The following is a 25,607-nucleotide window of genomic DNA, read 5'->3' on the forward strand; positions in this document are numbered from 1 at the left end:
ACCGACCCGCCCGTCCGTACGGGGCCCGTCGGCCTTCAGGCGTGCCGCCGGTCTTGAGGCGTGCCGCCGCTCGTGGGACCTGCCGCCGTTCCGTGCCGCCGCCCCGGGCTTGTCGGCTACCTCCGGTACGTGGTCCAGTTTGGGGGGCCGTATGTCGCGGCGAGCCGCCGGGGGGTGCGCGGACCAGCGAGGCGCAGGCGTGTGCGCCGGTCGATGCACAGCCCGGCCGGGGCCCACCGCCGCTCGTCAACGGGCGTGGATCGGCACGATCACGCGCGGAACGTCCCCGGCTCGTTCCGGTTCGGCGGCTCGCTCGGTCACGGTGGTCGGGAGGTGCCGGGCCCTCGATTCGGAGGTCCTGCCCCGGACCGCGTGGCCCTGGTCAGGATTCGTGCCGCCGTGGCGGTACCTCCGGCCGTGGCGGTGCCTCCGGCCGTGGTTCGGACGGTGGCGGCCGTGGTGGCGGCGCTGCCTGTGTCCGCCGGCTCGGGCGTGCTGGTGGCGGCGATGCCTCCGGTGCCGGTCGTGGCGATGCCGGTCGCGGCGGTGACAGTGGTGGTCTTCGTCCGCTCGTAGGCGCGTCGGTGGCAGTGGTTGCGGCGGGGGCGTTGGTCGGGGTCGAGCCAGGCTGGCGGGAGGAACTCGGGCAGCCCCTCGGCGGCGAGTCGGACCTGCCAGTCGTGGTGATGCACCTGGCGGTGGTGGTGGCCGCAGAGCAGGACGGCGTTGGTCAGGCTGGTGGCACCGCCCTCGGACCAGTGGCGGAGGTGGTGGCCCTCGCACCACCGGGGCGGGCGGTCGCAACCGGGAAACGCGCAGCCCCGGTCCCGCAGGACGAGCGCGCGACGCAGTGGGCCGCCGATGAGTCGACGTCGCCGGCCGAGATCCAGAACCTGCCCAGCGCCGCCGAGGACGGCGGGCAGCACCGCCGAGTCGCAGGCCAACCGACGGACCGTCGCGGGGCTCAGGGTGAAACCGGTGTCGAGAGCGCCGAATCCCAGGCGGGAGTTGAGGGCGTCGAAGGCGGTGGTGACGACGATCTGAGCGGGGTCACCGCCGTGCTCGGGAAGCTCGCCGGTGCGGAGGGTGAGGCGGCAGACGTCGGCGAGGGCGTCGTGGCGGCGTTGCCCGGGATCCCGGCTGTCGTCGAGGCCGGACGGCTTCGTCAGTGGGTCGATCGCGGCGCGGAGCAGAGCGGCGGTTTCGGTGTCGAGGACGCCGGTGAGGCGGAGACGGCCGTCGGGCCTGGTGGAGAGGGTGAGGTGGCGGTCTCGAGCCGCCCTGGTCTCGTCGGCTCGAAGGGCACGCTCGGCGGCGGCCTCCGCCACCTCGGGGGCGACGTGATCGAGGATGCGCGTGCCCAGCCGGCGCAACGCCTGCGGGTCGAACTGCTCGGCCCACTGCACGAGCAGGTCCAGGGCACGGTCGGCCGCGTCCGGGTCGGCTTCGGTGCGGACGGTGGCCGTGCTCTCGGCGATGACCCGAGCCTGTTCGACGTCGACCCGCCCGTCGGCGAGTGCGTGCCGCAGCGCGACCGGCTCGGCGTCGACCGCGGCGGCGAGAGCGACCAGGCGGCGGGCTGCGGGCACGGTGAGCCGCAGCCGGTCGCGCAGCCACACCGCGGTCGACGTCGCACCCTGAGCCACCGCGATGCTCCGCCCGTCCAGCTCCCGCACCAGGGCCAATTTCATCGCGACGAGCCGTTGCTCCAGCCGGTGCACCGCGTCCAGGGAGTCGACAAGCTGCCGCTCGGACATCGCCCACACGGCCGTCTCCACGCACGGCCGGGTGGCGACGTCCGCCCGCGCCAGCTCCTCCAACATGCCATCACTCTAGAACAGGTGTACGACAACTTCGTTCGCGGCGGGCGCCGGCCACCAGGCACGGTGTCGTTCGGAACTGTCGCCTCCGGCTGCCGGGTCGAGGTTGGTGGCCGTGGCGCACCGTGGGCACCGTGTCGATGGCGGTGGGTCCGTCGGTGTGCCGGCCGGCCGGCACACCTGGCACGTCAGAAGGTGGCGTTGACTCCGGCCTTTCGGCAGGCTGCCGTGAGCCTTGCACCGGCCTTTCCGAAGGCCGGATTGTCGGCGGCCGTTCCCGGATCCGCTGCGGCAGCGGCCTTGCCGGCCTCTGCGCCGAACGATGTCAGGGCGGCGGTCACGCTGCTGCCTGCGTCGCCGGTGGCGGCCACGGCCTTCACCTCATTCTCCAACCCGGTCAGGATCTCCCGGAACAGGGCCGGCGACGGTTCCTGCCCGGACGACAACGCGTCCACGAGGGCCGCCTTCATGTCGGCACTGGCCTTCTTCGCCGCCTCGCAGAGCTTCTTGTCGCTGACGGCGGCGGCGGTTGCCGCGGGGCTGGCCGAGGGGGAGCTCGTGGCGGACGGCGCGGTGGGGGACGCCATGGTGGCGGACGCCGCGGGCGCAGCGGGCGTCTCGGCGTCCGTACCGCCGCACCCGGTGAGAGCCAGGACCGACAAGCAGGCCAGCGCGATCGGGGTGATTCGCAGTCGATGCACGGGCGGGTACCTTACGCCGCCGCGGGTCCCGCCGGTTCGCCGACCTGCCGGCCCGTGAACCCGGCCCATGAAGCCGGCCCGTGAACGAACCTGGCCTGCGAAGCCGGCCTGCGAACCGACCCGCCGAGCGGGTCAGACGGCGGCCCGCGGAGAGGCGGGCCGCCGCCGGCGTACTCAGAAGGTGTGTTCGGGGCCGGGGAACTCGCCGTCGCGGACCTCGTCGGCGAAGCGGCGGGTCGCCTCGCCCAGCGCGCCGGCCAGGTCGGTGTACCGCTTGACGAAGCGGGGTGCCTTGCCGGTGCGCAGGCCGGCCATGTCCTGCCAGACCAGCACCTGGGCGTCGGTGTCCGGGCCGGCGCCGATGCCGACCGTCGGGATGCTCAGCTCGGCGGTGATCCGCTTGGCCACCTCGCCGGGCACCATCTCCAGCACCACGGCGAAGGCACCGGCCTCGGCCACGGCGCGGGCGTCGGCGATGACCTCGTCGGCGGTGTCGCCGCGGCCCTGGACGCGGTAGCCGCCCAGGGTGTGCTCGCTCTGCGGGGTGAACCCGATGTGCGCCATCACCGGGATGCCGGCCCCGACGATCGCGGCGATCTGGTCGGCGCACCGACGGCCGCCCTCCAGCTTCACCGCGTGGCAGCCGCCCTCCTTCATGAACCGGACGGCGGTGCGCAGGGCCTGCGCCGGCCCCTCCTCGTACGAGCCGAACGGCAGGTCGCCGACGACCAGTGTGTGCCGGGTGGCCCGGACGACGGCCCGGACCAGCGGCAGCAACTCCTCGGCGGTGACCGGCAGGGTCGTCTCGTAACCGAAGACGTTGTTCGCGGCCGAGTCGCCGACCAGCAGCACCGGGACGCCGGCGGCGTCGAAGATCGCCGCCGTGTACTGGTCGTACGACGTGAGCATCGGCCACCGCTCGCCGCGCTCCTTGGCGGCGATGAGGTCGCGGGTGCGGACCCGTCGGGTCGCCGGTCCGCCGTAGAGGGCGGTCACGTCGGACGGGGTGGACTCCACCATGGTTGTCTCCTTCCTCGAGGCCGCGTACGCGGTCCCCGGGTTCCGCCGCGATCGTCGCACCGCGGCGACGGGCGGCGGCAGAGGTCAGTGGAAGATTTCACTCCCCGCCCCGCGAGCGCCGGCGACCGTGACGGCAGCCGCCGGCTCCGGGAGACACCTCAGCCGTCCTCCCGCCAGCGGTTGGTGATCGGCAGCCGGCGGTCCCGACCGAACGCCTTCATCGAGATCTTCGGACCGGGAGCGGACTGCCGGCGCTTGTACTCGGCGGTATCCACCATCCGCAGCACCCGGTCGACGATCGCCGGGTCGTGGCCAGACTCGACGAGCCCGTCGCGCCCGAGGTCACCGTCGACGTACCCGATGAGGATCGGGTCGAGCACGTCGTAGTCGGGAAGCGTGTCACTGTCCAGCTGGCCGGGGCTGAGCTCGGCCGACGGCGGCTTGCCGATCGAGTTCTCCGGGATGGGCGCGGTCTCGCCCCGGCGGGCCGCGTCGGTGTTGCGCCACTTGGCCAGCCGCCAGATCAGGGTCTTCCAGACGTCCTTGACGGGGTTGAAGCCGCCGACCGAGTCGCCGTACAGGGTGGAGTAGCCGACCGCCAGCTCGCTCTTGTTGCCGGTGGTCAGCACCAGGTGGCCCTCCTGGTTCGACAGGGCCATCAGGATCACGCCGCGGACCCGGGCCTGCAGGTTCTCCACCGAGACGCCGGAGAGCGACATGTTCGCCAGGAACGTGTCGACCATCGGCTGGATCGGCTCCACCCGGTAGTCCAAACCGGTGCGCTTGGCCAGCTCCGCCGCGTCCTCCCGGGAGTGCTCGGAGGAGTGCTGGCTGGGCATCGAGACGCCGACCACCCGGTCGGGGCCGAGCGCGTCGACCGCGAGCGCCGCGACGACCGCCGAGTCGATGCCGCCGGAGAGGCCGAGCACCACCGAGGGGAAACGGTTCTTGTTCACATAGTCGCGCAGGCCCAGCACCAGCGCCTGCCACACCTCGGCCTCGTCGGCCACCGGCTCGATGACGCCGCCGGTCGCCGCCGGGCCCGCGGGGGCCGCCGGCACCGGTCCGACGGTACGGCGGACCACGCGCAACCCGTCGGCCAGCTCGACGTCGTCGGTGGGTCCGGACGTCGCCTCGGGCAGCTCCACGTCGTGCACCAGCAGGTGCTCGACGAACTGCGGCGCCCGGGTGAGCAGCGTCCCGTCCGCCGCCACGATCATCGAGTCGCCCTCGAAGACCAGCTCGTCCTGACCGCCGATCATGTTGACGTACGCGATGGTGGCCCCGGCCTCGGCGGCCCGGCGGCGGACCAGCGGCAGCCGGATGTCGTCCTTGTTCAGCTCGTACGGCGAACCGTTGATGTTCAGCACCAGGCCGACGCCGGCCTGGCGGGCGGCGGCGAACGGCCCCCCGGCCTGCCACAGGTCCTCGCAGATCGTCAGCGCCACGTCCACCTCGCCGATCCGCGCCACGGTCAGCATGTCGCCCGGCACGAAGTAGCGGTCCTCGTCGAAGACGCCGTAGTTCGGCAGGTGGTGCTTGAAGTAGGTGGCGGCGACCGTCCCGGCGTGCAGCAGGGCCGCCGCGTTGCGCGCACCGCGGCCCGGTTCGGCGTCGCCGCTGACCTGCGGCGGGCCGTCGGCGTCCAGATAGCCGACCAGCACCGGCAGGTCCCCGAGGCCGTCCGCGGCGAGGTCGGCCGCGAGCCGCTCCAGCGCCGCCTTCGACGCGGCCACGAAGGACCGGCGGAAGACCAGGTCCTCGACCGGGTAGCCGGTCAGCGCCATCTCCGGGAACGCGACCAGCTGGGCGCCGGCGTCGGCGGCGTGGCGGGTCCAGGAGCGGATGATCTCGGCGTTGCCGGCGAGGTCGCCGACGGTCGGGTTGACCTGGCAGAGGGCGAGACGCAGGGTGGGCATGTCCTCATCTTGCCCCAGTGGGCGTGGGCCGACACGCGGGCCGGCGGGAGACGGCGGCCACCCCGAGCGGGGGTGTCGAGCCGGGGTGGGACAGGGCGGGACGCGCGCCGGCCGGTCGCGTAACGTCGGCGTAACGGGGCCGGTGGAGACTGAGCGGTCAGGCCGGGTCGGCCCCGGCCGAAGGCGGACAACAGTGTCGCGAGGGGTGGAAGTGGACCGTCAGCAGGAGTTCGTCCTCCGTACGCTGGAAGAGCGGGACATCCGGTTCGTCCGGCTGTGGTTCACCGACGTGCTGGGCACGCTCAAGAGCGTGTCGGTGGCCCCGGCCGAGCTGGAGGCCGCCTTCGAGGAGGGCATCGGGTTCGACGGCTCGGCGATCGAGGGCTTCGCCCGGGTCTTCGAGTCCGACATGGTGGCGATGCCCGACCCGACGACCTTCCAGGTCTTCCCGTTCGAGGGCGGGGTGAGCGGCGAGAGCGCCCGGATGTTCTGCGACATCCTGCTGCCCGACGGCAGCCCGTCCTGGGCCGACCCGCGGCACGTGCTGCGCCGGGCGCTGTCGAAGGCCGCCGAGAAGGGCTTCACCTTCTACACCCACCCCGAGATCGAGTTCTTCCTGCTGGAGAACGGTCCGATGGACGGCTCGGTGCCGGTCCCGGTCGACACCGGCGGCTACTTCGAGCACACCACCCACGCGGTCGCCCGGGACTTCCGCCGCCAGGCCGTGCTGGCGCTGGAGCGGATCGGCATCTCGGTGGAGTACAGCCACCACGAGGTGGCCCCCGGCCAGCAGGAGATCGACCTGCGGTACGCGGACGCGCTCACCACCGCCGACAACATCATGACGTTCCGGCACGTGGTGAAGGAGGTGGCGCTCTCCACCGGGGTGCAGGCCACCTTCATGCCGAAGCCGTTCACCGACCAGCCGGGCAGCGGGATGCACACCCACCTGTCGCTGTTCGAGGGGGAGCGCAACGCGTTCCACGACGCCGGCGACCCGATGAAGCTGTCCAAGGTGGCCCGTGCGTTCATCGCCGGCCTGCTGGCGCACGCCCGGGAGTACACGGCGGTCACCAACCAGTGGGTCAACTCGTACAAGCGGTTGTTCCCGCAGGCCCTGCCGGACCGGGTCACCGAGAGCCCGGCGTACGTCTGCTGGGGGCACCTCAACCGGTCCGCGCTGGTCCGCGTCCCCGCGTACGGCAAGCCGAACTCGGCCCGGGTGGAGGTCCGCTCGCTGGACTCGGCCGCCAACCCGTACCTGGCGTTCGCGGTGATGCTCGGTGCCGGGCTTAAGGGCATCGAGGAGGGGTACGAGCTGCCGCCGGGCGCCGAGGACGACGTCTGGTCGCTGACCAGCGCCGAGCGGCGCGCGATGGGGTACGAGCCGCTGCCGGAGAACCTCTCCGAGGCGATCGACGTGATGGCCGGCTCCGAACTGGTCGCCGAGGTGCTCGGTGAGCACGTCTTCGACTTCTTCCTGCGCAACAAGCGGGCTGAGTGGGAGCAGTACCGCCGCGAGGTCACCCCGTACGAGCGGCAGCGCTACCTGTCGCTCTGATCGGGGGATCGCCGGACCGGCGCGGTACGGCTATCGTCTCGATCACCGCGCCCGCACCCCTGCCGGGCGCCGGAGGTCGGGAGGCGGTTCGGTGCTTGAGGATCTGCTCAGCGGTGCCTGGCAGAGCGTCGTGTTCGGAGTCGTCGGGGTCGGCCTGCTGGCGGCGGGGTTCGGCCTGGTGGACCTGCTCACCCCGGGCCGGCTGCGGGAGCTGATCTGGGAGCGGCGCAACGGCAACGCGGCGCTGCTGCTGACCGCCAACCAGCTCGGCATCGCCGCGATCGTGTTCACCGCGATCCTCACCAGCTACAGCGACTTCGCGAAGGGGCTGGCGTCGACGGTGCTCTTCGGCCTGATCGGGCTCGGCATCATGGCGCTGGCGTTCCTCGTGCTCGACCTGCTCACCCCCGGCAAGCTGGGCGAGATCATCTGCTCCGAGGAGCCGCACCCGGCGGCCCGGGTCAGCGCGGCCACGCACTTCGGCGCCGCCCTGATCGTCTGCGCCTGCATCGCCTGACCGGTCCACGGGTCGACCAGGAGCAGGAGCCGGAGTACGCGCCGTCCGTAACCGGTTTCCGGACGTGCAAGCGCTTCCAGGAACCGTCATCTGTGCTGCCCGGGCATCGGCGAGTGTGAACCCCTGGTTTCCGGAAATCGAAGCTGGTAACTTCCTGGCATCCGCGTTGCAAGTTCTTGCGGCGCCTTCAGTTACCTTGCGTCCGGTTTCGACCGGGCGCGGGTGTCAGGAGAGCCACCATGAGGCGGACCGTCACCATCACCCGTCGCCGGTGGGCAGCGCTCACGCTCGTCGCCGGCTTGGCCGTCGGCCTGCTGCCGCTCACGGCGGCGAACGCCGCGAACACAATCACCGTCCACTACCGGCCACCGGCTGCCTGGGGAAGCTCGGTGAACATCCACTACGGGGTCGACGGCTCCGCGTGGACCCCCGTGCCCGGCGTCCCGATGGACACAGCCTGCACCGGCTGGCGGCGGAAGACCATCGACCTCGGCGCCGCCACCGGACTCAAGGTCGTCTTCACCAACGGCTCCGGCGTCTGGGACAACAACAACGGCGCCGACTACCGGCTCGGCGCCGGCGTCGTCACCGTCGTCGACGGCGTGGTCACCCCGGACGCCGCCGACCCGTGCGGCCCGCCGGACGCCAGCGCGCCAAGCGTGCCGGGCGGACTCACCGCCACCGTGGACGGGCTGCGGGTCACCCTGACCTGGGCCGCCTCGACCGACGACCGGGCGGTGACCGGCTACGAGGTCGCCCGCACCGGCGGCGCCTCGGGCACCGTCACCGTGCCCACCACCGGAACCCGGTACGTCGAGAGCGCCCTGCAGCCGCGTACCGCGTACTCCTGGACCGTGCGCGCCCTCGACGCGGCCGGCAACCGGTCGGCGGCGAGCGCGCCCGCGACGGCGACCACCGGGGACACGCCGCCCGCGCCGCCCGGCGGCAGCCCGCTCGGCGGGGACCCGCGCGAGGACACCATCTACTTCGTCATGACCGCCCGGTTCGCCGACGGCGACAGCGGCAACAACCGGGGCGGCAGCCAGCACGTCCGCTCCGGCAACGCCGCGAACGACGACCCGATGTTCCGGGGCGACTTCCAAGGGCTTATCGACAAGCTGGACTACGTCAAGGCGCTCGGCTTCTCCGCCCTCTGGATCACCCCGGTGGTGCTCAACCGGTCCGACTACGACTTCCACGGCTACCACGGCTGGGACTTCCACCGGGTCGACCCGCGCCTGGAGAGCCCCGGCGCGAGCTACCAGGACCTGATCAACGCCGCGCACGCCAAGGGCATCAAGATCTTCCAGGACGTGGTCTACAACCACAGCTCGCGCTGGGGCGCCAAGGGCCTGTTCACCCCGACGGTGTACGGCGTCCGCGACGAGCAGTGGCGGTGGTACTACGACCAGCCGCAGGCGGGCCGGGAGTACGACCCGATGGCCGAGCACGACGGGAACGACCCGGCGCTGACCCCGGCGCAGAACGCGCTCGCCAAGGGGCGGCCGTACAGCGGCGACCTGTGGTCGTCGACCGAGCCGGCCGGCAACCGGTGCCCGCACTGGGGCACCCACACCGGCGCGTACAGCCAGGAGGGCCACCGGATCTACCACTGCCAGTGGCCGACCCCGACCAGCGGCCTGTTCCCCGCCGAGCTGTACCACCAGTGCTGGATCGGGAACTGGGAGGGTGAGGACTCGCGCAGCTGCTGGCTGCACGAGGACCTGGCCGACTTCAACACCGAGAACGCCGCCGTGCAGCGGTACCTGATCGACGCGTACAACCGGTACATCGACATGGGTGTCGACGGCTTCCGCGTCGACACCGCGGTGCACATTCCCCGGGTCACCTGGAACCGTCGGTTCCTGCCGGCGATCCGGGAGCACGCGGTGGCCCGGCACGGCGCCAAGGGCGCGGACTTCTACGTCTTCGGCGAGGTGGCCGCGTTCGTCAACGACAAGTGGAACCGGGGCTCGGTCAACCACTCGGCGCAGTTCTTCACCTGGAAGGAGCGGCGCGAGTACAGCCCCGACGACGTCCGTGCCGCCATCGAACAGTACGAGTACGAGCAACTGCTCGGCACCGGAAACCAGCCGACCAGCGACAACGCCTTCCTGCGCGGCAACGACTACCACACGCCCGACCACTCGCGGTTCTCCGGCATGAACGTCATCGACATGCGGATGCACATGAACTTCGGTGACGCGCACAACGCCTTCCACAACGGGAGGGACTCCGACGACAGCTACAACGACGCCACGTACAACGTCGTCTACGTCGACAGCCACGACTACGGGCCGAACAAGTCCTCGGTCCGGTACGCGGAGGGCACCGACGCGTGGGCGGAGAACATGAGTCTGATGTGGACCTTCCGCGGCATCCCGACGCTCTACTACGGCTCCGAGATCGAGTTCCAGAAGGGGAAGCGGATCGACTGCGGGCCCACCTGCCCGCTCGCCACCACCGGCCGCGCCTACTACGGCGGCCACCTGGCCGGCAGCGTCACCGCCGCCGACTTCGGCGTGGTCGCCGACGCCACCGGGCCGGTCGCGCAGACCCTGGACAAGCCGCTGGTCAAGCACGTGCAGCGGCTCAACCTGATCCGCCGGGCGATCCCCGCCCTGCAGAAGGGGCAGTACTCGACCGAGGGGATCAGCGGCAACCAACTGGCGTACAAGCGCCGGTACACCGGCGGCGGCGTGGACAGCTTCGCGCTGGTCACCGTCTCCGGCACCGCGACGTTCAGCGGCGTACCGAACGGCACGTACACCGACGCCGTCACCGGTGACCGCCGGGTGGTCACCGACGGCAGGCTCACCGCGTCGGTAAGCGGCCGGGGCAACCTGCGCGCCTACGTGCTGGACCTGCCCGGCAACCCGGCACCCGGGAAGATCGGCGTCGACGGGCCGTACCTGAGGTGAGCCGTGCCGCCCGCCCCGGCCGCGTCGCCGGGGCGGGCGGCGTGGCCGGGGCACCGGCCCGCCCCGGCGTGCCGCCCGCCGAGCTTGCACCGGCTCGGGTGAAGCCGGTCACGGCCCGCCCGCGCATGCACCGGCTCGGGTGAAGCCGGTCACGGCCCGCCCGCGCATGCACCGGCCGAGGGGTCAGCCGGTCACTTGCCGCCGTGGCCGCCGAAGCCCCCGTGGCCGCCGCGACCACCCGGCCCGCCCAGGACGCCCGCCTCGGCCGCGGCGAGGATCGCGTCGGCCTGCTCCCGGGTGAGCCTGCCGTCCTCGACCGCCCGGTCCAGGCGCTCCTTCAGCGCGGCCTGCCGGTCGGCGGCGTCCGGCCGCTCGGGCCGGTCGGCCTTCCGCTGCTCGCGCAGCTTCTCCAGCGCGGCGGTCACCTTGTCCGCCTCGACGCCCAGCTCCGTCGCGAGCGCCTCGGCGAACTCCGCCTGCCGGTCGGCCCGCCGCTGCTCCCGGTCGGTGCTCTCGCCGGCGCTGGCGCTCGGCGAGGTGTTGTCGGCAGCCAGCGCGACGGCCGGCACGGTGACCCCGACACCGAGCACACCCGCTGCGGCGAGACCGGCGAGCAGGTGCTTCCTGCGAATCGTGCGAGACATGTCGTCCTCCAAGTCGTCGTGGTGCGATGACATCACCGACAGTGACCGCGACGGCTGGAGGAAACCCGTGCCGACCCTATGAGCGAGCTGGCAATCCGAGCCCCGCGCCGCCAAGATGCGCGCAACTGTGGGGAAGTTGCTGTCATACGCGGCCGTGAGGCAGCAACTTCCCCGAAGTTGCCGGGGTGCGATGGAGGGGGGAGGGGAGGGGGCGGGGCGGTCAGCGGACCGCTGGGGCGACCGTCAGGGTGCCGGTGTCGGCGTCGAGCACCGCCTCGGTGCCGACCGGGACGGTGAGCTGGCCGGCGCCGTGGCCGATCGGCAGGCCGCCGAGGACCGGTACGCCAAGGTCGCCGAGCCGCTCGCGCAGGACGTCCGCGACGTCCACGGCCCACCCGTCGGCGCACTCGGTGAACTGCCCGACCGCCACCCCGGCCACGCCCTCCAGCACGCCGGCCCGGCGGAGCTGGGTCAGCATCCGGTCGACCTTGTACGGCGGCTCCTGCACCTCCTCGACGAGCAGCACGGCCCCGGTCAGGTCCGGCATGTCCGCGGTGCCGAGCGACGCCACGATCAGGCACAGATTGCCGCCGAGCAGCCGGCCGGTGGCCCGGCCCGGCGCCCGGACGGCGTAGGTCTCCTCGCCCTCGCGGGCCGCCACGGTCACCCGCTCGGTGGTCGTCAGAGCCGCGTGCAGGGACTGCGCCGATTCCAGCGTCGTCCGCTCGTCCCGCCAGGCCGCCCCGGGCCCGTGCACACCGGCCAGCCGGGCGCCCCGCCACAGCGCGAACTGCAGGGCGGTGATGTCGGAGAAGCCGGCCACCACCTTCGGGTCCCGGCGTACGGCGGCCATGTCGATGGCGTCGACCACCCGCTGGGCGCCGTAGCCGCCGCGGGTGCAGATGATCCCCCGGACCTCCGGGTCGGCGAAGGCGGTGTTCAGGTCCGCCGCCCGCAGCTCGTCGGCGCCGGCCAGGTAGCCGTGGCGGGCGTACGCGTTCGGGGCTGGCACCGGCCGCAGGCCCCAGCCGGTGAGCAGCTCGACGCCCCGGGCGACCCGCTCCGGCCGGGTGGGCCCGGACGGCGAGACCAGCATGACGGTGTCACCCGGGCGCAGCGCCGGGGGACGGAGGACCTCGTCGGTGATCACAGGGGCCGAGCCTAACCAGCTTCCCGGCGGGCGTACCGGATAGCCTCGACGTCGTGGCAACCGCACTGGTGATCGAGAACGACCCGACCGACGACGTGCGGCGGCTGGGGGAGTGGTTGACCGAGGCCGGTCTGAAGCTGTGGGTCGTCCGCCCGCACGCCGGGGACGAACTGCCCGCCGACCTGGACGGGTGGGCGGCGCTCGTCGTGCTGGGCGGCGAGCAGCAGGCGTACCCGCGGCCCGACGGCTCGCCCGGCGCGCCGTGGTTCCCGCAGGTGGAGGCGCTGCTGCGCAAGGCCGTCCGGCACCGGGTGCCGACGCTGGGGATCTGCCTCGGCGCGCAACTGCTCGCCACCGCGCACGCCGGCACGGTCGAGCGCAGCCCGTCCGGTCCCGAGGTCGGCCCCGCAGTGGTGGGCCGCCGCGACGCCGCCGGACAGGACCCCCTCTTCCGGTACGTCCCGCTGATCCCGGACGTGCTCCAGTGGCACTCCGACGAGATCACCGAGCTGCCCGCCGGCGCGACCCTCCTGGCGGCCTCCACCCGCTACCCGCACCAGGCGTTCCGCCTCGGCGACCGCGCGTGGGGCCTGCAGTTCCACATCGAGTGCGACACCGCGATGATCGCCGACTGGGCCGGCGACTCGACGCTCCTGGCCGATCTGGGTTACGACCCGGAGGTGGTGGTCGCCGCGTGCGACGCGGCGATGGTCGACGTCGAGGAGGTCTGGCAGCCCTTCGCGGCGCGCTTCGCCGCCCTGGCCCTCGGCGAGCTCGACGAGGGTGCCCGCCGCAGCCTTCCCCTGCTCGGGCAGGGATGAGCCGGCCGACCAGGGCCGCGGGGCGGCTGGCCCGGTACGGCTTCGGCACCGGTGACGGCGGGGCCCGCGCCGCCGACCTGCTCGGCCCCGACGGGCTGGGCCTGTGGCGACCGGACACCCAGGAGCCCACCGACGAGCCGGCGGCCGAGCTGCTCGCCGCGCTGTCCCGGGCCGCCGACCCGGACCTGGCGCTGCGCCAGCTGCACCGGCTCGTGGAAGCCGAGCGGCGGACGGCCGGCGCCGGCGTCGCGACCGGTGCGGCGGGCGGGCCGGGCGGCGCGGCGACCGGCATCGGCGTGGGGTCGGCGCTGCTCGCCGCGCTGCACGACGACCCGGGGCTGCGCCGGCGCCTGGTCGCCGTGCTCGGCGCCTCCTCGGCCCTCGGTGACCACCTGGTCGCCAACCCGGACCAGTGGGCGGCCCTGCGGACCGCCCCGGACGGGCTGGCGCCGTCCGCCGACGGGCAGCTCCAGCTGACCGGTGCGGGGCAGCCGGTGGCGCAGCTGCGCTCGGCGTACCGCCTGGCGTTGCTGCGGATCGCGGCCGCCGACCTGACCGGCGGCCGCGGCCTGGAACAGACGATGGCCGCGCTCTCCGCACTGGCCGACGCGACGCTGGCCGCCGCGTACGGCATCGCGCTTGGTGAGCTCCCGGAGGGCACGGCCCCGCCGCGGCTGGCCGTGGTGGCGATGGGCAAGTGCGGCGGTGGCGAGCTGAACTACGTCTCCGACGTCGACGTCATCTTCGTCGCCGCGGAGGACGACGACCTCCCCGTCGCGACGACCGTCGCCACCCGGCTGATCCACATCTGCGGGCTGGTCGCCTGGCCGGTGGACGCCGCGCTGCGCCCCGAGGGCAACCGGGGCCCGCTGGTCCGCACCCTCGCCAGTCACCTCGCCTACTACCGGCGGTGGGCCCGTACCTGGGAGTTCCAGGCGCTGCTGAAGGCCCGGCCGGCGGCGGGTGACCTGGCGCTCGGCCGGGAGTGGATCGACCAGTTGGCGCCGCTGCTCTGGCGGGCCGCCGAGCGGCCGGAGGCGGTCGAGGACGTGCGCGCGATGCGCCGCAAGATCATCGATCACGTCCCGCCGAAGGAGCTGGAACGCGAGATCAAACGCGGCCCGGGTGGGCTGCGCGACATCGAGTTCGCGGTGCAGCTGCTGCAACTCGTGCACGGCCGCGGCGACGAGACGCTGCGCGCGCCGGGCACCATCCCGGCGCTGCGCGCGCTTGTCGCCGGCGGGTACGTCGGGCGGGCCGACGGTGAGGCGCTGCTGCGCGGCTACCGGTTCCTGCGGGCCGTCGAGCACCGGCTGCAGCTGCAGGGCCTGCGCCGCACGCACACCGTGCCCACCGATCCGGCCGCGCTGCGCTGGCTGGCCGCCGCGCTGGGCTACGCCGCCACACCCGGCCGCAGCGCCGTCGAGGAGTTCCGGGCCGAGTGGATCGCCCACGCCACCGACGTACGCCGGCTGCACGCCAAGCTGCTCTACCGGCCGCTGCTGGAGTCCGTCGCCCGGGTGCCCGCCGACGGGCTGCGGCTCACCCCGGAGGCGGCCCGCAACCGGCTGGAGATCCTCGGCTTCGCCGACCCGGCCGGAGCGCTGCGGCACCTCCAGGCCCTCACCGGCGGGGTGAGCCGCACCGCCGCCATCCAGCGCACCCTGCTGCCGGTGCTGCTCAGCGAGTTCGCCGACGCGCCGGAACCCGACCGCGGCCTGCTCAACTACCGCCAGGTCTCCGACAAGCTCGGCAGCACGCCGTGGTACCTGCGGCTGCTGCGGGACTCCGGCCCGGTGGCCCGCCGGCTCGCACGGGTGCTCTCCTCCTCGCGGTACGCGGCCGACCTGCTCGCCCGCGAGCCGGAGGCGCTGCGCCTGCTCGCCGAGGAGAGCGAGCTGACCCCGCGCCCCCGGGACGTACTCTGCGAGGGGTTCGCGGCGGTCGCGGCCCGACACACCGACGACCCGGTGGAGGCGACCCGCGCGATCCGCGCGCTGCGCCGGCGGGAACTGGTCCGCCTCGCCTGCGCCGACGTGCTCAGCCGGGCCGGCTCGCTGGCACCGTCGCCGCCCCGCGCCGAGGGCCGGGCCGCGCCCGGCCTGGCCGACGTGACCGCCGTCGGCACCGCGCTGGCGGACGTCACCGACGCCACCCTGGCCGCCGCCCTGCGGGCCGCCCGTGCGGCCCAGCCGACGATGCCGGGACTGCGCTTCGCCCTGATCGGCATGGGTCGGCTCGGCGGGTACGAGTCCAACTACCTCTCCGACGCCGACGTCCTGTTCGTCTACGACCCGCCGGCCGGCGTGAGCGAGAGCGCGGCCAGCGCCGCCGCCCACGCCATCGCCGAGGAGCTGCGCCGACTGCTCGGCATGCCCGCACCGGACCCGCCGCTCGGGGTCGACGCCGACCTGCGGCCCGAGGGCCGACAGGGCCCCCTGGTGCGCAGCCTCGCCGCGTACGCCCAGTACTACGCGCGCTGGTCCAAGGTGTGGGAGGCGCAGGCGCTGCTGCGTGCCCGGTTCGTCTGCGGCGACGACGACCTGGGCGCCGAGTTCGTGGCGATGATCGACCCGGTGCGTTACCCGGTGGAGGGCCTGACCCGCGAGCAGGTCGTCGAGATCCGCCGGATCAAGGCCCGGGTGGAGACCGAGCGGATGCCCCGGGGCGCCGACCCGGCCACCCACACCAAGCTGGGCCGGGGTGGCCTCGCCGACGTCGAGTGGGCGGTGCAGCTGCTCCAGCTCCGGCACGCCGGGCGGCGCCCCGAGCTACGCGGCACGCGTACCCTCGACGCCCTCGCGGCCGCCCGGGACGCGGGCCTGGTCGACCCGGCGGACGCCGAGGCGATGGCGGCCGGCTGGACGCTCGCCGCGCAGGTACGCAACGCGCTGATGCTGGTGCGGGGCCGGTCCGGTGACCAGCTGCCCCGGCACGGGGTGGAGCTGGCCGGCGCGGCGCGGCTGCTCGGGCGCGACGACCCTGGCGAGTTCCTCGACGAGTACCTGCGCACCGGCCGCCGCTCCCGGACCGCCATGCAACGCGTCCTCGAGATGTAAGGAAGGGCCCCTTCTTAACGCCTGCGGTAGAGGAAGGGTCCCTTGTTAACACCCGCCGGTGGGTCAGCTGGTAAGCGTCCAGATGCCGGCGGCCGGGACGGTGACGGTCGTCCACGCGCCGTCGGCCCGGACGGTCGCGCCGCGTGAGGCGGTCAGCCAGCGGCTGTACCGGACCCGGACCGGCACCGTGGCCGGGCCGGCGGTGCGGAAGGTGACCGCCGCGCCGTCGATGCCCACCAGCACACCCGGGGCACCGACCAGCGGCGTCGGGTCGGCCACCGCCCACACCCGCCAGTGCGGGCCGGACCACACCTCGCGGAGGTACGGCAGGCCGCCCCGCACCAGCTCGGCCTCGGCCCGGCCCACCCAGGACAGCGGCGCGTCGGGTACGGCGACGAACTGCACCGCGTTGTCGGCGAGCCAGGCGCGGTACGTCGCCTCGGTCAGCGGCACGCCGGTGCCGGCGGCCCCGGGGACGGTGGTGAAGAACAGCGGGTTGCGCTCGATGTCGGCCTGCCGCAGCCAGCCCCGGGCCAGCGGCACCTCACCGAGCGCGGCCGCCTCCCGGTAGGTGCGGGTCGGCGGCACCTCCACCCGCCCGGTGAGCCGCTGCCCGGCGAGGAACTCCCGCAGCGGGGCGAAGTAGGCCGGCCGGGCGGCGGGGTCGGCGGCGCTGCGCAGGTCGGCGGGGGCGACCGGCGGTTGCCACCAGCACACGGCGGCGAGCAGGCCGGCCAGCGCGAGCGCGGCGGTCACGCGGCGGGACGCCCACCGCGCCCGCCTCGGGTCGACGGACGCCCACCCCGCCCGACGGGTGTTAACAGGGGGCCCTTCCTCTACCGGAGGCGTTAATAGGGGGCCCTTCCTTACACACGCGGCGAGCAGGGGGAGTGCGAACATCGCCGCCAGGCGGGTCGCGTTCAGGCCGACCGGCGTGTGCAGCAGCGCGGCGGCGACCACCCCGGCCGCGGACAGCAGCGCGCCCACCCGCACCGGCCGGTACGCCACAAGCGCGGCCACCAGCAGGCTGGTCACCACCGCGCGGACGGTGTCGGTGCGGCTGATGTTCATCCAGCCGCCGTCGCCGAAGAGCAGCGTGGTCGCCCCGAGCGGCAGCGCGGCGGCCACCCCGAGCGCGAGACCGTCGGCGTACCGGCGGGAGAGCAGCAGCGCGGTGCCGGCCAACCCGACGAAGAGACCGGCGACCGGGCTGGTCGCGGCGGCCAGCAGCGCCGCCAGGGCGGCCAGCCCGAGCCGCCGCCACCCGGGCCGGGGCGCGCCGGCCCGCCACCCGGACGCCGCCCGAGGGCCCGTCGCCGCCCCCGGACCGGTCGCCGCCCCCGGACCGGTCGCTGCCCCCGGCGTGCCGGCCCGACGGTCAGGCACCGTGCCGGCCCGACGGTCAGGCACCGTGCCGGCCCGACGGTCAGGCACCGTGCCGGCCCGACGGTCAGGCACCGTGCCGGCCCGACGGTGGGACACCGTGCCGGCACCCGCCGGCAGCGTGAGCGCGAGCAGCGCGGCGAGGCCGAACGCCACCCCGAGCCCGTAGGTGACCCGCCCGGCGACCAGGTTGCCGGCGAGCGTGACCACGCCGACGAGGGAGCCGAGCAGCGGCCGGGGCACGCCGGTGCGTACCAGCAGGGCGGCGAGCGCGGCCGCCGAGGCGACCAGTGCCAGCACGCCGGTCACCCGGACGCCGAGCAGCGCCATCACCGGCTGGGAGAGCAGGCTGTAGCCGAACTGGTGCACGCCGGCGTACCAGCGCAGGTCGACCGGGGTGACACCGTACGCGGCGAAGAAGTCGGCCCGGGCCACCTGCGCGGCGAGGTCCGAACCCATCGGCGGCAGTGTCAGGTACGTCACACCGAGCAGCACGGCCGACGCGGCGGCCAGCACCACCACCCGTCTGCCCCGCATGCCCACCTCCGTACCGCGACCACCGTACTGGCAGCATGTCCTTCCGTGCCTCTCCACCTCGCGCGCTGGACCGGCGTGGCCGGCTCGATCATGCTCGCCGTCGCCGCCTTCCTCGGTGGCGCCCTGCCCTCCTCGCCGCACCGGGTCACCCCGGTCGCCGTGTGGCAGGGCCCGAACGGGCCGCTGCTGATCGCGGTGTGGACCGTCGGCCTCGGGCTGCTCGCCTGGGCGTGGTGGACGCTTCGCGACCGGGTGCCGTCCGCGCGGTGGGCGCTGGTCACCGTCGGGCTCTGGCTGGTTCCGCTGCTGGTCGCGCCGCCGCTGGGCAGCCGCGACGTCTACGCGTACGCCTGCCAGGGCGCCTCCTACGCGGCCGGCTTCAGCCCGTACGAGCAGGGGGTGTCCGCCCTGCCGTGCCCCTGGCTGGACACCATCTCGCCGATCTGGCGGGACACCCCGGCGCCGTACGGGCCGCTGTTCGTCGTGCTGTCCGGTGCGGTGGTGGCGCTCACCGACTCGCTGGTCGGCAGCATCGTGCTGTTCCGGCTGCTCGCCGTCGCCGGCGTCGCCCTCACCGCGGCCGGTTTGCCGGTGCTGGCCCGCCGCTGCGGGGTGCCGGCCGGGCGGGCGCTGTGGCTGGCGCTCGGCTCGCCGCTGGTCGGGGTGCACCTGGTCTCCGGCGCTCACAACGACGCGCTGATGGTCGGGCTGCTGGTGGCCGGTCTGGCCGTGGTGGCGTCCCGGCCCGGGCGTCCCGGTCCGCTGCTGGCCGGCGGGCTGCTGCTCGGTCTGGCCGGCGCGGTCAAGGTGACGGCGCTGGTGGCGGTGCCGTTCGCGGCGCTGGCCGCGCTCGCCGGGGCGTACTCCGTGCGCGGGCTGCTGCGCGACGGCGGGCCGGTGGTCGGCGGTGCGGTCGGTGCCGTGGTCGGCGTGACGCTGGCCGCCGGCCTGGACTTCGGCTGGATCGCCGGGCTGGAGCAGGGCGGCCTGGTGATCGCCTGGACCTCGCCGCCGACGGCGGTCGGGCAGACCCTCGGGTATCTCGCGCTGCCGTTCGGCTGGCACATCGACGCGCTGCCGGTCACCCGGGCGATCGGCGTGGCGGTGCTCGCCCTGCTGCTGCCGTGGCTGTGGTGGCGGGCCCGGACCGGGGAACCGCTGAGGTACGCGGGCCTCGCGCTGGCCGCGACCGTCGCGCTGGCGCCGCTGTTCCATCCCTGGTACTGGATGTGGCCGCTGGCCGTGCTGGCGGCCACCATCCGGCGGGCGGACTGGGCGGCCGTGGTCGCGCTGGTGGCCTCGTTCCTGGTGCTGCCGGACGGCACCGGCCTGCCCCGGTACACCAAGACCGCGGGGGCGCCGCTGATGACGCTGTTCGTGATCGTGGTGGCGGTCCGCTTGGTACGGTCGGCTCGGGCGGCCCGCCGGCCGGCCGCCGCCGAGCCGGGAGGGGTACGCCGGTGACCGAACCCGGCGTTCCGCCGGGCCCGCCGGGGACCACCCGGGCGCTGGTCGCACGGTACGCCGGGCTGGCCGGTGCCGGGTTGCTGGCCGTCGCCGGGTACGTCGGGGGAGCGCTGCCCGGTGCGACGACCGAACGGGTGTGGAACTCGGACGACGGCGCACTGACCGTCGGGCTCTGGCTGGCCGGCACCGGCCTGCTGGTCGGCGCCTGGTGGGCGCTGCGCTCCGGCGCGCCGTCGACCGGTTGGGCGTACCGGACGGCCGGGCTGTGGGCCCTGCCGCTGCTGGTCGCGCCCCCGCTGGGCAGCCGGGACGTCTACTCGTACGCCTGCCAGGGCTGGGCGTACGCGCACGGCGTCGACCCGTACGCGACCGGGGTGGCGGCCGCCGGCTGCCCGTGGGTGGACGCGGTCGCCCCGATCTGGCGGGACACGCCCGCGCCGTACGGGCCGGTCTTCGTCCTGCTCGCGGCGTTGGCGGTGACGCTCGGCGGCGGGCTGGTCGGCACGGTCGTGGTGCTGCGCCTGGTCGCCGTGGCCGGCGTGCTGCTCGCCGCGCTCTGCCTGCTCGGCCTGGCCCGGGCGGCGGGGGTGCCGGCCCGCCGCGCGGTGTGGCTGGCGCTGGCCGGCCCGCTGGTCGGCGTGCACCTGGTGGCCGGGGCGCACAACGACGCGGTGATGCTCGGGCTGCTGCTGCTCGGCCTGCTGGTGCTTGTGCGGTTCCCGGGCCGGCCGCGGCCGTTGCTGTTCGCCGGTGCGCTGCTGGGGCTGGCGGTGGGCGTGAAGGCGACCGCGGTGGTGGTGCTGCCGTTCGCGGCCCTCGCCGCCGTGCTCGGCCGCTACACCGTACGGTCGCTGCTGCGCGACGGCGGCTGGCTGACCGCCGGTGTGGTCGCCGCCCTCGGCGCGGCCTCGGCGCTGTCCGGGCTCGGTCTGGGCTGGCTGAGCGGGCTGAACCGCAGCGGCGACTCGGAGCAGTGGACCTCGCCCCCGACGGCGATCGGCATGGTGGTCGACTACGCCGGTGAGCTGGCGGGCCGGCGGCCCGCGGCGGTGCCGGTGGCACGGGTCGTCGCCCTGGCGCTGCTGGTGGCGCTCCTGGTCCTGCTGTGGTGGCGGGCGTGGTCCGCGCTGCGCGGGTTGAACGACGTCCGGCAGCGCGTGGCCCGGCTGGGTGCGGCCCGCCCCCGGGTGACCCTGTTCGGCGCCGGGCTGGCGCTGGCCGCCACCGTCGCGCTGGCCCCGGTCTTCCACCCCTGGTACGCGACCTGGCCGTTGGCGGTGCTCGCGGTGGCGGCGGCCCGGACCGCCTGGTTCGTGGTGCCCTGCGCGGTAGCGGCCTTCCTCGCCCTGCCGGACGGCACCAACGTGGCGCGGTTGGTGAAGGCCCCGGGCGCGGTGGCGATGACCGTGCTGGTCGTCGGTGTGCTGGCGTGGGGGCTGCCCCGGCTGCGCCACGCCCGCCTCGACTGACTTGCCCCGAAGGCTTGACCGGCGCCACGCCACGCCCTACATTTAACGCATCAGTTAATTAACGAGGTGGTTAAGTAAGTGGCAACCGACCGGCTCAGCGTCATCTTCTCGGCGCTGGCGGACCCCACCCGCCGGGCGATCCTCGCTCGGCTCGCCGACGGGGACGCCACCGTCTCGGAGCTCGCCGAGCCGTTCGACATCAGCCTTCCGGCGATCTCCCGGCACCTGAAGGTGCTCGAACAGGCGGGCCTGATCAGCCGCAGCCGCACCGCCCAGTGGCGCTCCAGCAGCCTCAATCCGGAGCCGTTGCGGGAGGCCACGGCGTGGATGGAGCGCTACCGGCAGTTCTGGGACGCCAACTTCGACCGGCTCGACGCCCACCTGCGCCGCATCCAGGCGCAGAAGCGACAGACGACTGACGATCCGCAGTAGGAGAGGACAGCACGATGACCGACACCACCAAGGAACTCGTCATGACCCGCGTGTTCGACGCGCCCCGGGAACTGGTCTGGCGGGCGTTCACCGACCCCGACCAGTTCGCCGCCTGGTTCGGCCCGGTGGGCTGGTCGGTGCCACGCGACACGGTCGACTTCGACGTGCGGATCGGCGGACACCAGCGCTTCACCATGGTCAACGACGAGGACCCGAGCATGACCTCGCCCGGCGACGGCGCCTTCGCCGAGATCGTCGAGAACGAGCTGCTGGTCGGCTACGAGGAGGTCAAGGGAATCCCCGGCCTCCCGGACGGCACCCGGTTGACGCTGCGCCTGGAGTTCCACGACGAGCCGGGCGGGAAGACGCGGCTCGTCCTGCGGCAGGGCCCCTTCCCGGTCGAGATGGCGGGGCAGGCCGAACAGGGCTGGGGCAGTTCCTTCACCAAGCTGGACGCCCTGCTCGCCCGCTGACGGCCGGCGTGCCCCGGCCAGCGGCGGGTGGTGTGCACAGGCCGGGGCCGGCCGCCGGGCCCGCGCGACGGGTGCGGCGAGCCGGCCTCGGTGGTCGAACGGCAGGGTGTGGCGGCGACAAGCGCGCACGTGGCGCCGGCGGGAGGCCGGTCAGCGCCGCGCGCCACAGGTGGGGCAGGAACCAGCGGGAGGCGACGCCGACCGGCGGCGTACCGCCACCGCGAGTGGCAGCAGCAGCGGCCCGAGCAGACCGACGACGACGGCGGTACCGACCATGGTCGGGTAGGTCGGCCGGGGCGCGCCGCCGAGGCCGTCCACCATGCCGGCCAGGATGTGCACGTTGAGCAGGCCGACCGGGGTGAGCAGGGCGGCGAGGGCCCAGAACCCGCTCCGGTCCCGTCGCATGGCCAGACCGGCGGCGAGCAGTGCGGCGACGCCGAGCAGCGTCCCGCCGGCCGCCGGCAGGACCAGCTCCGCGGTCCACCGGTACCAGGCCCAGTGGGACTCCTGGGTGGCGGCCGTGCCGGCGCCGACGACCGCCGCAACCGCGGGCAGGGCCCGAGCCGGCAGCGCCGGGCGGGCGTCCGCCGCTAGCGCCAGCAGGCCCAGCGCCACCTGCGGCACCAGCGCGATCAGGGGTGGCCGGGGCAGGCCGGCGACGCTGCTGACGACCGGCACCGCCGCGGTCGCCAGCACGGCGACGGCGACCGCGGCGCGGGTGGGCCGGCCCGGTGCGACGAGCGCGAGCAGGGCGGCCGCCACCCACGCGACCCAGGCGAGCACCCCCGCCGACGCGAACGGCCCGAAGCGCGGAACCCCCCAGGCCGCCGGCGGCGGTGTCAGCTCACCGCTCATCCAGAGCCCGGCCAGGAACGCGGCGGTGGTCAGGGCGAGCAGGGCGGCGAGGCGTACCCCCGGGGCCAGGTCGACGGCGCCGGCGGCGCGCATGCGCTGGCGGAGGCCGCCGCGCACGAGGTCCGCGGCGTCCGCGGGTGAGGGCCAGCGCTTGTCCGGGCCGGCCAGGTCGAGGTACGTCCCGACGATCTCGTCGCCGCGGTCGCGGCGGTAGTCGGCCGGGTACGCGCGCAGCAGCCGCCGGTAGCGCCGTTCCAGCCCGCTCATGCCAACCCTCCTGCGGTACGCGGGGCCGGTGCCCGCATCGCGCGCGACCGGAGCCGTGCCGTGGCCGCCTCGACATTGCGGCGCAGCCGTTCCGTCTCGGCGGCGAGTGTGGCGTCGCCGGCGGGGGAGAGTCGGTAGTAGCGGCGCAGCCGCCCGTCCACGATCTCCTCCCGGTCGGGTTCCACCAGACCGGCGTCGGTGAGCCGGTCGAGGGCGCCGTAGAGGGTGCCGGGGCGCAACGAGAGCCGCCCGTCGGAGAGTGCCGCGACCTCGCCGATGATCGCGTATCCGTGCATCGGCTCGCGCGCGAGCGCGGTGAGGATGAGGAAGGTGGGTTCGCGCAGCGGTGTGTCCACGACCCGCAATATATCGGACGCGAAGGTATCGCGGGCCCTGACACGCGGCCGGGCCGGCCCCGCGATCGCGGAGCCGGCCCGGCCGGTGCTGGCTGTCGGTCAGCAGTCGAAGTACATGGCGAACTCGTGCGGGGTCGGGCGCAGGCGCACCGGGTCGACCTCGTTGCTCCGCTTCCAGTCGATCCAGGTGGAGATCAGGTCGGGCGTGAACACGCCGCCGTCGAGCAGGTACTCGTGGTCGGCCTCGAGCGAGTCGAGCACCGCCGGCAGCGAGCCCGGCACCTGCTTGACGTCGCCCCACTCCTCCGGCGGCAGGTCGTACAGGTCCTTGTCGATCGGCGCCGGCGGCTCGATCTTGTTCTTGATGCCGTCGAGACCGGCCATCAGCATGGCGGAGAAGGCGAGGTAGACGTTCGCCGACGGGTCCGGCACGCGGAACTCAACCCGCTTGGCCTTCGGGTTGCTGCCGGTGACCGGGATGCGGGTGCAGGCGGAGCGGTTGCGCTGCGAGTAGACCAGGTTGACCGGCGCCTCGAAGCCCGGCACCAAGCGGCGGTACGAGTTGACCGTCGGGTTGGTGAAGGCGAGCAGCGACGGGGCGTGGTGCAGCAGGCCGCCGATGTACCAGCGGGCGGTGTCGGACAGGCCCGCGTACCCGGTCTCGTCGTAGAACAGCGGCTCGCCGTTCAGCCACAGGCTCTGGTGGGTGTGCATGCCCGAGCCGTTGTCACCGAAGAGCGGCTTCGGCATGAAGGTGGCGGTCTTGCCGTTCGCCCAGGCCTCGTTCTTCACGATGTACTTGAAGAGCTGAAGCTGGTCGCCGGCGTGCAGCAGGGTCGAGAACTTGTAGTTGATCTCGGCCTGGCCGGCGGTGCCGACCTCGTGGTGCGAGCGCTCCACGGTGAAGCCGGTGTCGATCAGCCGGCGGACGATCTTGTCGCGCAGGTCGGCGTAGTGGTCGACCGGCGGCACCGGGAAGTAGCCACCCTTGTACGCGGTCTTGTAGCCGCGGTTGCCGCCCTCCTCGTCGCGGCCGGTGTTCCACCAGCCCTCGACCGAGTCGATGTAGTAGTACGACTGGTTCGCCGAGGTCTCGTGGCGGATCGAGTCGAAGATGTAGAACTCGGCCTCCGGCCCGAAGTACGCGGTGTCGGCGATGCCGCTCGCCGCCAGGTACGCCTCGGCCTTCTTCGCCACGTTCCGCGGGTCCCGGGAGTACGCCTCGCGGGTGAACGGGTCGTGGATGAAGAAGTTGAGCGCGAGGGTCTTCTGCGCGCGGAAGGGGTCGATGAAGGCGGTGGCGACGTCCGGGAGCAGGAGCATGTCCGACTCGTGGATGGCCTGGAAGCCGCGGATGGACGACCCGTCGAAGGCGAGGCCGTCGGTGAAGAGGTCGTCGTCGACCGACTCGACCGGCAGGTTGAAGTGCTGCATCACGCCGGGCAGGTCACAGAAACGTACGTCGACGAACTTCACGTCCTCGTTCTTGAGGTAACGCAGGAGTTCCTCGGGATTGGCGAACACTCGTCCTCCTGGCACGTCCACTGGGTGGCTAGGCTGCTGGCGACGCTATGGCCGCGCCGTTGCCCGGCCGTGTCTCCAGTGTTTCTGCCGTGTTACGTCCCTCGCGGAGCGTCACCCGCGCGGCTCGGCGGGGCTCGGCCGGCCGGTGGGAGGCGACCGGCTGTGCCAGTGTAGTGAAACTTGAGGGTCTTGGTCCCTTTTTGCGCTGGGTGTGAGTGTGGTCCGCCCGGGAGCCACCCGGGTCGCGTGGCTACCCTGACCGCTGTGACCACGCCCGAACAGCAACCCCGACCGCCCGCCGCGGATCCCGCCTTCACCCCGGCCAGCCTGGGCCGGCGCTTCGGAGCGCTGGTGATCGACTGGGTGCTCTGCCTGCTGGTCGCCCGGGGCTTCGCCGACCCGGTCACCGACGGTTGGGCGCCGGTGCTGGTCCTGATCCTCGAGTACGCCCTCTTCCTCGGCCTGTTCGCGCAGACCCCGGGCATGTACCTCACGAGCATCCGCTGCGTGTCCTGGGCCGACGGGGGACGCATCGGCGTGCTCCGGGGACTGCTGCGCGGCGCCCTGCTCGCCCTGGTGGTGCCCGCTCTGATCATGGACGGCAACCGCCGCGGCCTGCACGACCGCGCCGCCGGCTCGGTGATCATCCCCACCCCCCGCCCCTGACCCCTGACCCTGCCCCCACCCCGCCTCCGGACGGGCGCGGGGTGG

19 protein-coding genes and 2 pseudogenes are annotated in these 25,607 nt (G+C 74.0%); 10 read left to right on the forward strand and 11 right to left on the reverse strand.

Annotated elements, in window-relative coordinates; genetic code table 11:
- Window positions 1-317: 317 nt before the first annotated feature.
- The 4 genes from ABTW87_RS05220 to ABTW87_RS05235 all read right to left on the reverse strand — a co-directional run bounded on the left by ABTW87_RS05220 (window position 318) and on the right by ABTW87_RS05235 (window position 5,460).
- On the reverse strand, window positions 318-1,823 hold the full coding sequence (locus ABTW87_RS05220; protein ID WP_350648679.1) for an HNH endonuclease signature motif containing protein: 1,506 nt from the start codon (window positions 1,821-1,823) through the stop codon (window positions 318-320).
- Window positions 1,824-2,008: 185 nt separating this feature from the next.
- Window positions 2,009-2,521, reverse strand: coding sequence for a hypothetical protein (locus tag ABTW87_RS05225; protein WP_350648680.1), 513 nt, complete (start codon window positions 2,519-2,521; stop codon window positions 2,009-2,011).
- A 174-nt stretch (window positions 2,522-2,695) separates the two neighbouring features.
- Window positions 2,696-3,541, reverse strand: a complete 846-nt coding sequence (gene panB / locus ABTW87_RS05230; protein ID WP_350648681.1) for a 3-methyl-2-oxobutanoate hydroxymethyltransferase — start codon at window positions 3,539-3,541, stop codon at window positions 2,696-2,698.
- 158 nt (window positions 3,542-3,699) lie between these two features.
- The gene (locus ABTW87_RS05235; protein ID WP_350648682.1) at window positions 3,700-5,460 is read right to left on the reverse strand and encodes an NAD+ synthase; all 1,761 of its coding nucleotides are present in this window, start codon (window positions 5,458-5,460) and stop codon (window positions 3,700-3,702) included.
- Window positions 5,461-5,671: 211 nt separating this feature from the next.
- Here ABTW87_RS05235 and glnA (ABTW87_RS05240) point away from each other — a divergent pair, with 211 nt between their 5' ends.
- From glnA (ABTW87_RS05240) to ABTW87_RS05250, 3 genes are all read left to right on the forward strand, one after another.
- Entirely contained in the window at window positions 5,672-7,021 is a 1,350-nt protein-coding gene (gene glnA, locus ABTW87_RS05240) for a type I glutamate--ammonia ligase (RefSeq protein WP_350648684.1), read from the forward strand.
- A gap of 91 nt (window positions 7,022-7,112) precedes the next feature.
- Window positions 7,113-7,538 (forward strand): DUF350 domain-containing protein, encoded by a 426-nt coding sequence (locus tag ABTW87_RS05245; RefSeq protein ID WP_350648686.1) that lies wholly within the window; start codon window positions 7,113-7,115, stop codon window positions 7,536-7,538.
- Between the two features lie 239 nt (window positions 7,539-7,777).
- Complete coding sequence (locus tag ABTW87_RS05250) at window positions 7,778-10,459, forward strand: alpha-amylase family glycosyl hydrolase (protein ID WP_350648687.1); 2,682 nt, start codon at window positions 7,778-7,780, stop codon at window positions 10,457-10,459.
- 191 nt (window positions 10,460-10,650) lie between these two features.
- Here ABTW87_RS05250 and ABTW87_RS05255 read toward each other — a convergent pair whose 3' ends face one another.
- Window positions 10,651-11,103 (reverse strand): hypothetical protein, encoded by a 453-nt coding sequence (locus tag ABTW87_RS05255; RefSeq protein WP_350648689.1) that lies wholly within the window; start codon window positions 11,101-11,103, stop codon window positions 10,651-10,653.
- Between the two features lie 220 nt (window positions 11,104-11,323).
- Window positions 11,324-12,253 (reverse strand): S66 peptidase family protein, encoded by a 930-nt coding sequence (locus ABTW87_RS05260; RefSeq protein WP_350648691.1) that lies wholly within the window; start codon window positions 12,251-12,253, stop codon window positions 11,324-11,326.
- Between the two features lie 53 nt (window positions 12,254-12,306).
- Here ABTW87_RS05260 and ABTW87_RS05265 point away from each other — a divergent pair, with 53 nt between their 5' ends.
- Complete coding sequence (locus ABTW87_RS05265; RefSeq protein ID WP_350648693.1) at window positions 12,307-13,074, forward strand: type 1 glutamine amidotransferase; 768 nt, start codon at window positions 12,307-12,309, stop codon at window positions 13,072-13,074.
- Window positions 13,071-16,133: a bifunctional [glutamine synthetase] adenylyltransferase/[glutamine synthetase]-adenylyl-L-tyrosine phosphorylase gene (locus ABTW87_RS05270; protein WP_350648694.1), complete on the forward strand. Its 3,063-nt coding sequence runs from the start codon at window positions 13,071-13,073 to the stop codon at window positions 16,131-16,133. The genes ABTW87_RS05265 and ABTW87_RS05270 overlap by 4 nt, the downstream gene beginning before the upstream one ends.
- A gap of 63 nt (window positions 16,134-16,196) precedes the next feature.
- On the opposite strand, the pseudogene ABTW87_RS30190 reads toward ABTW87_RS05270, so the two are convergent.
- Window positions 16,197-17,402, reverse strand: a pseudogene (locus ABTW87_RS30190) (hypothetical protein); the annotation flags it as partial.
- A gap of 18 nt (window positions 17,403-17,420) precedes the next feature.
- Window positions 17,421-18,053: pseudogene (locus tag ABTW87_RS30195) on the reverse strand (hypothetical protein); the annotation flags it as partial.
- 45 nt (window positions 18,054-18,098) lie between these two features.
- Between ABTW87_RS30195 and mptB (ABTW87_RS05280) the strand changes: the two are divergent.
- The 4 genes from mptB (ABTW87_RS05280) (at window position 18,099) to ABTW87_RS05295 (ending at window position 21,894) form a co-directional block, all read left to right on the forward strand.
- Entirely contained in the window at window positions 18,099-19,517 is a 1,419-nt protein-coding gene (gene mptB, locus ABTW87_RS05280) for a polyprenol phosphomannose-dependent alpha 1,6 mannosyltransferase MptB (protein WP_502891528.1), read from the forward strand.
- The gene (mptB, locus tag ABTW87_RS05285) at window positions 19,514-20,989 is read left to right on the forward strand and encodes a polyprenol phosphomannose-dependent alpha 1,6 mannosyltransferase MptB (RefSeq protein WP_350648698.1); all 1,476 of its coding nucleotides are present in this window, start codon (window positions 19,514-19,516) and stop codon (window positions 20,987-20,989) included. The genes mptB (ABTW87_RS05280) and mptB (ABTW87_RS05285) overlap by 4 nt, the downstream gene beginning before the upstream one ends.
- A gap of 78 nt (window positions 20,990-21,067) precedes the next feature.
- Complete coding sequence (locus tag ABTW87_RS05290; RefSeq protein ID WP_350648699.1) at window positions 21,068-21,421, forward strand: ArsR/SmtB family transcription factor; 354 nt, start codon at window positions 21,068-21,070, stop codon at window positions 21,419-21,421.
- A 14-nt stretch (window positions 21,422-21,435) separates the two neighbouring features.
- Window positions 21,436-21,894, forward strand: coding sequence for an SRPBCC family protein (locus tag ABTW87_RS05295; protein ID WP_350648701.1), 459 nt, complete (start codon window positions 21,436-21,438; stop codon window positions 21,892-21,894).
- A gap of 150 nt (window positions 21,895-22,044) precedes the next feature.
- Here ABTW87_RS05295 and ABTW87_RS05300 read toward each other — a convergent pair whose 3' ends face one another.
- The 3 genes from ABTW87_RS05300 to glnA (ABTW87_RS05310) form a co-directional block, all read right to left on the reverse strand.
- Window positions 22,045-23,016: a hypothetical protein gene (locus tag ABTW87_RS05300; protein ID WP_350648703.1), complete on the reverse strand. Its 972-nt coding sequence runs from the start codon at window positions 23,014-23,016 to the stop codon at window positions 22,045-22,047.
- Window positions 23,013-23,372, reverse strand: coding sequence for a PadR family transcriptional regulator (locus ABTW87_RS05305; protein ID WP_350648705.1), 360 nt, complete (start codon window positions 23,370-23,372; stop codon window positions 23,013-23,015). Before ABTW87_RS05305 ends, ABTW87_RS05300 begins: the two co-directional genes overlap by 4 nt.
- A gap of 99 nt (window positions 23,373-23,471) precedes the next feature.
- Window positions 23,472-24,896, reverse strand: a complete 1,425-nt coding sequence (gene glnA, locus ABTW87_RS05310) for a type I glutamate--ammonia ligase (protein WP_350648706.1) — start codon at window positions 24,894-24,896, stop codon at window positions 23,472-23,474.
- Between the two features lie 327 nt (window positions 24,897-25,223).
- On the opposite strand from glnA (ABTW87_RS05310), the gene ABTW87_RS05315 reads away from it, so the two are divergent.
- Entirely contained in the window at window positions 25,224-25,562 is a 339-nt protein-coding gene (locus ABTW87_RS05315; RefSeq protein WP_350648984.1) for an RDD family protein, read from the forward strand.
- Window positions 25,563-25,607: the final 45 nt, after the last annotated feature.

It is taken from the genome of Micromonospora sp. NPDC126480, from assembly GCF_040302465.1.
In the GTDB taxonomy this organism is placed as follows: domain Bacteria; phylum Actinomycetota; class Actinomycetes; order Mycobacteriales; family Micromonosporaceae; genus Micromonospora.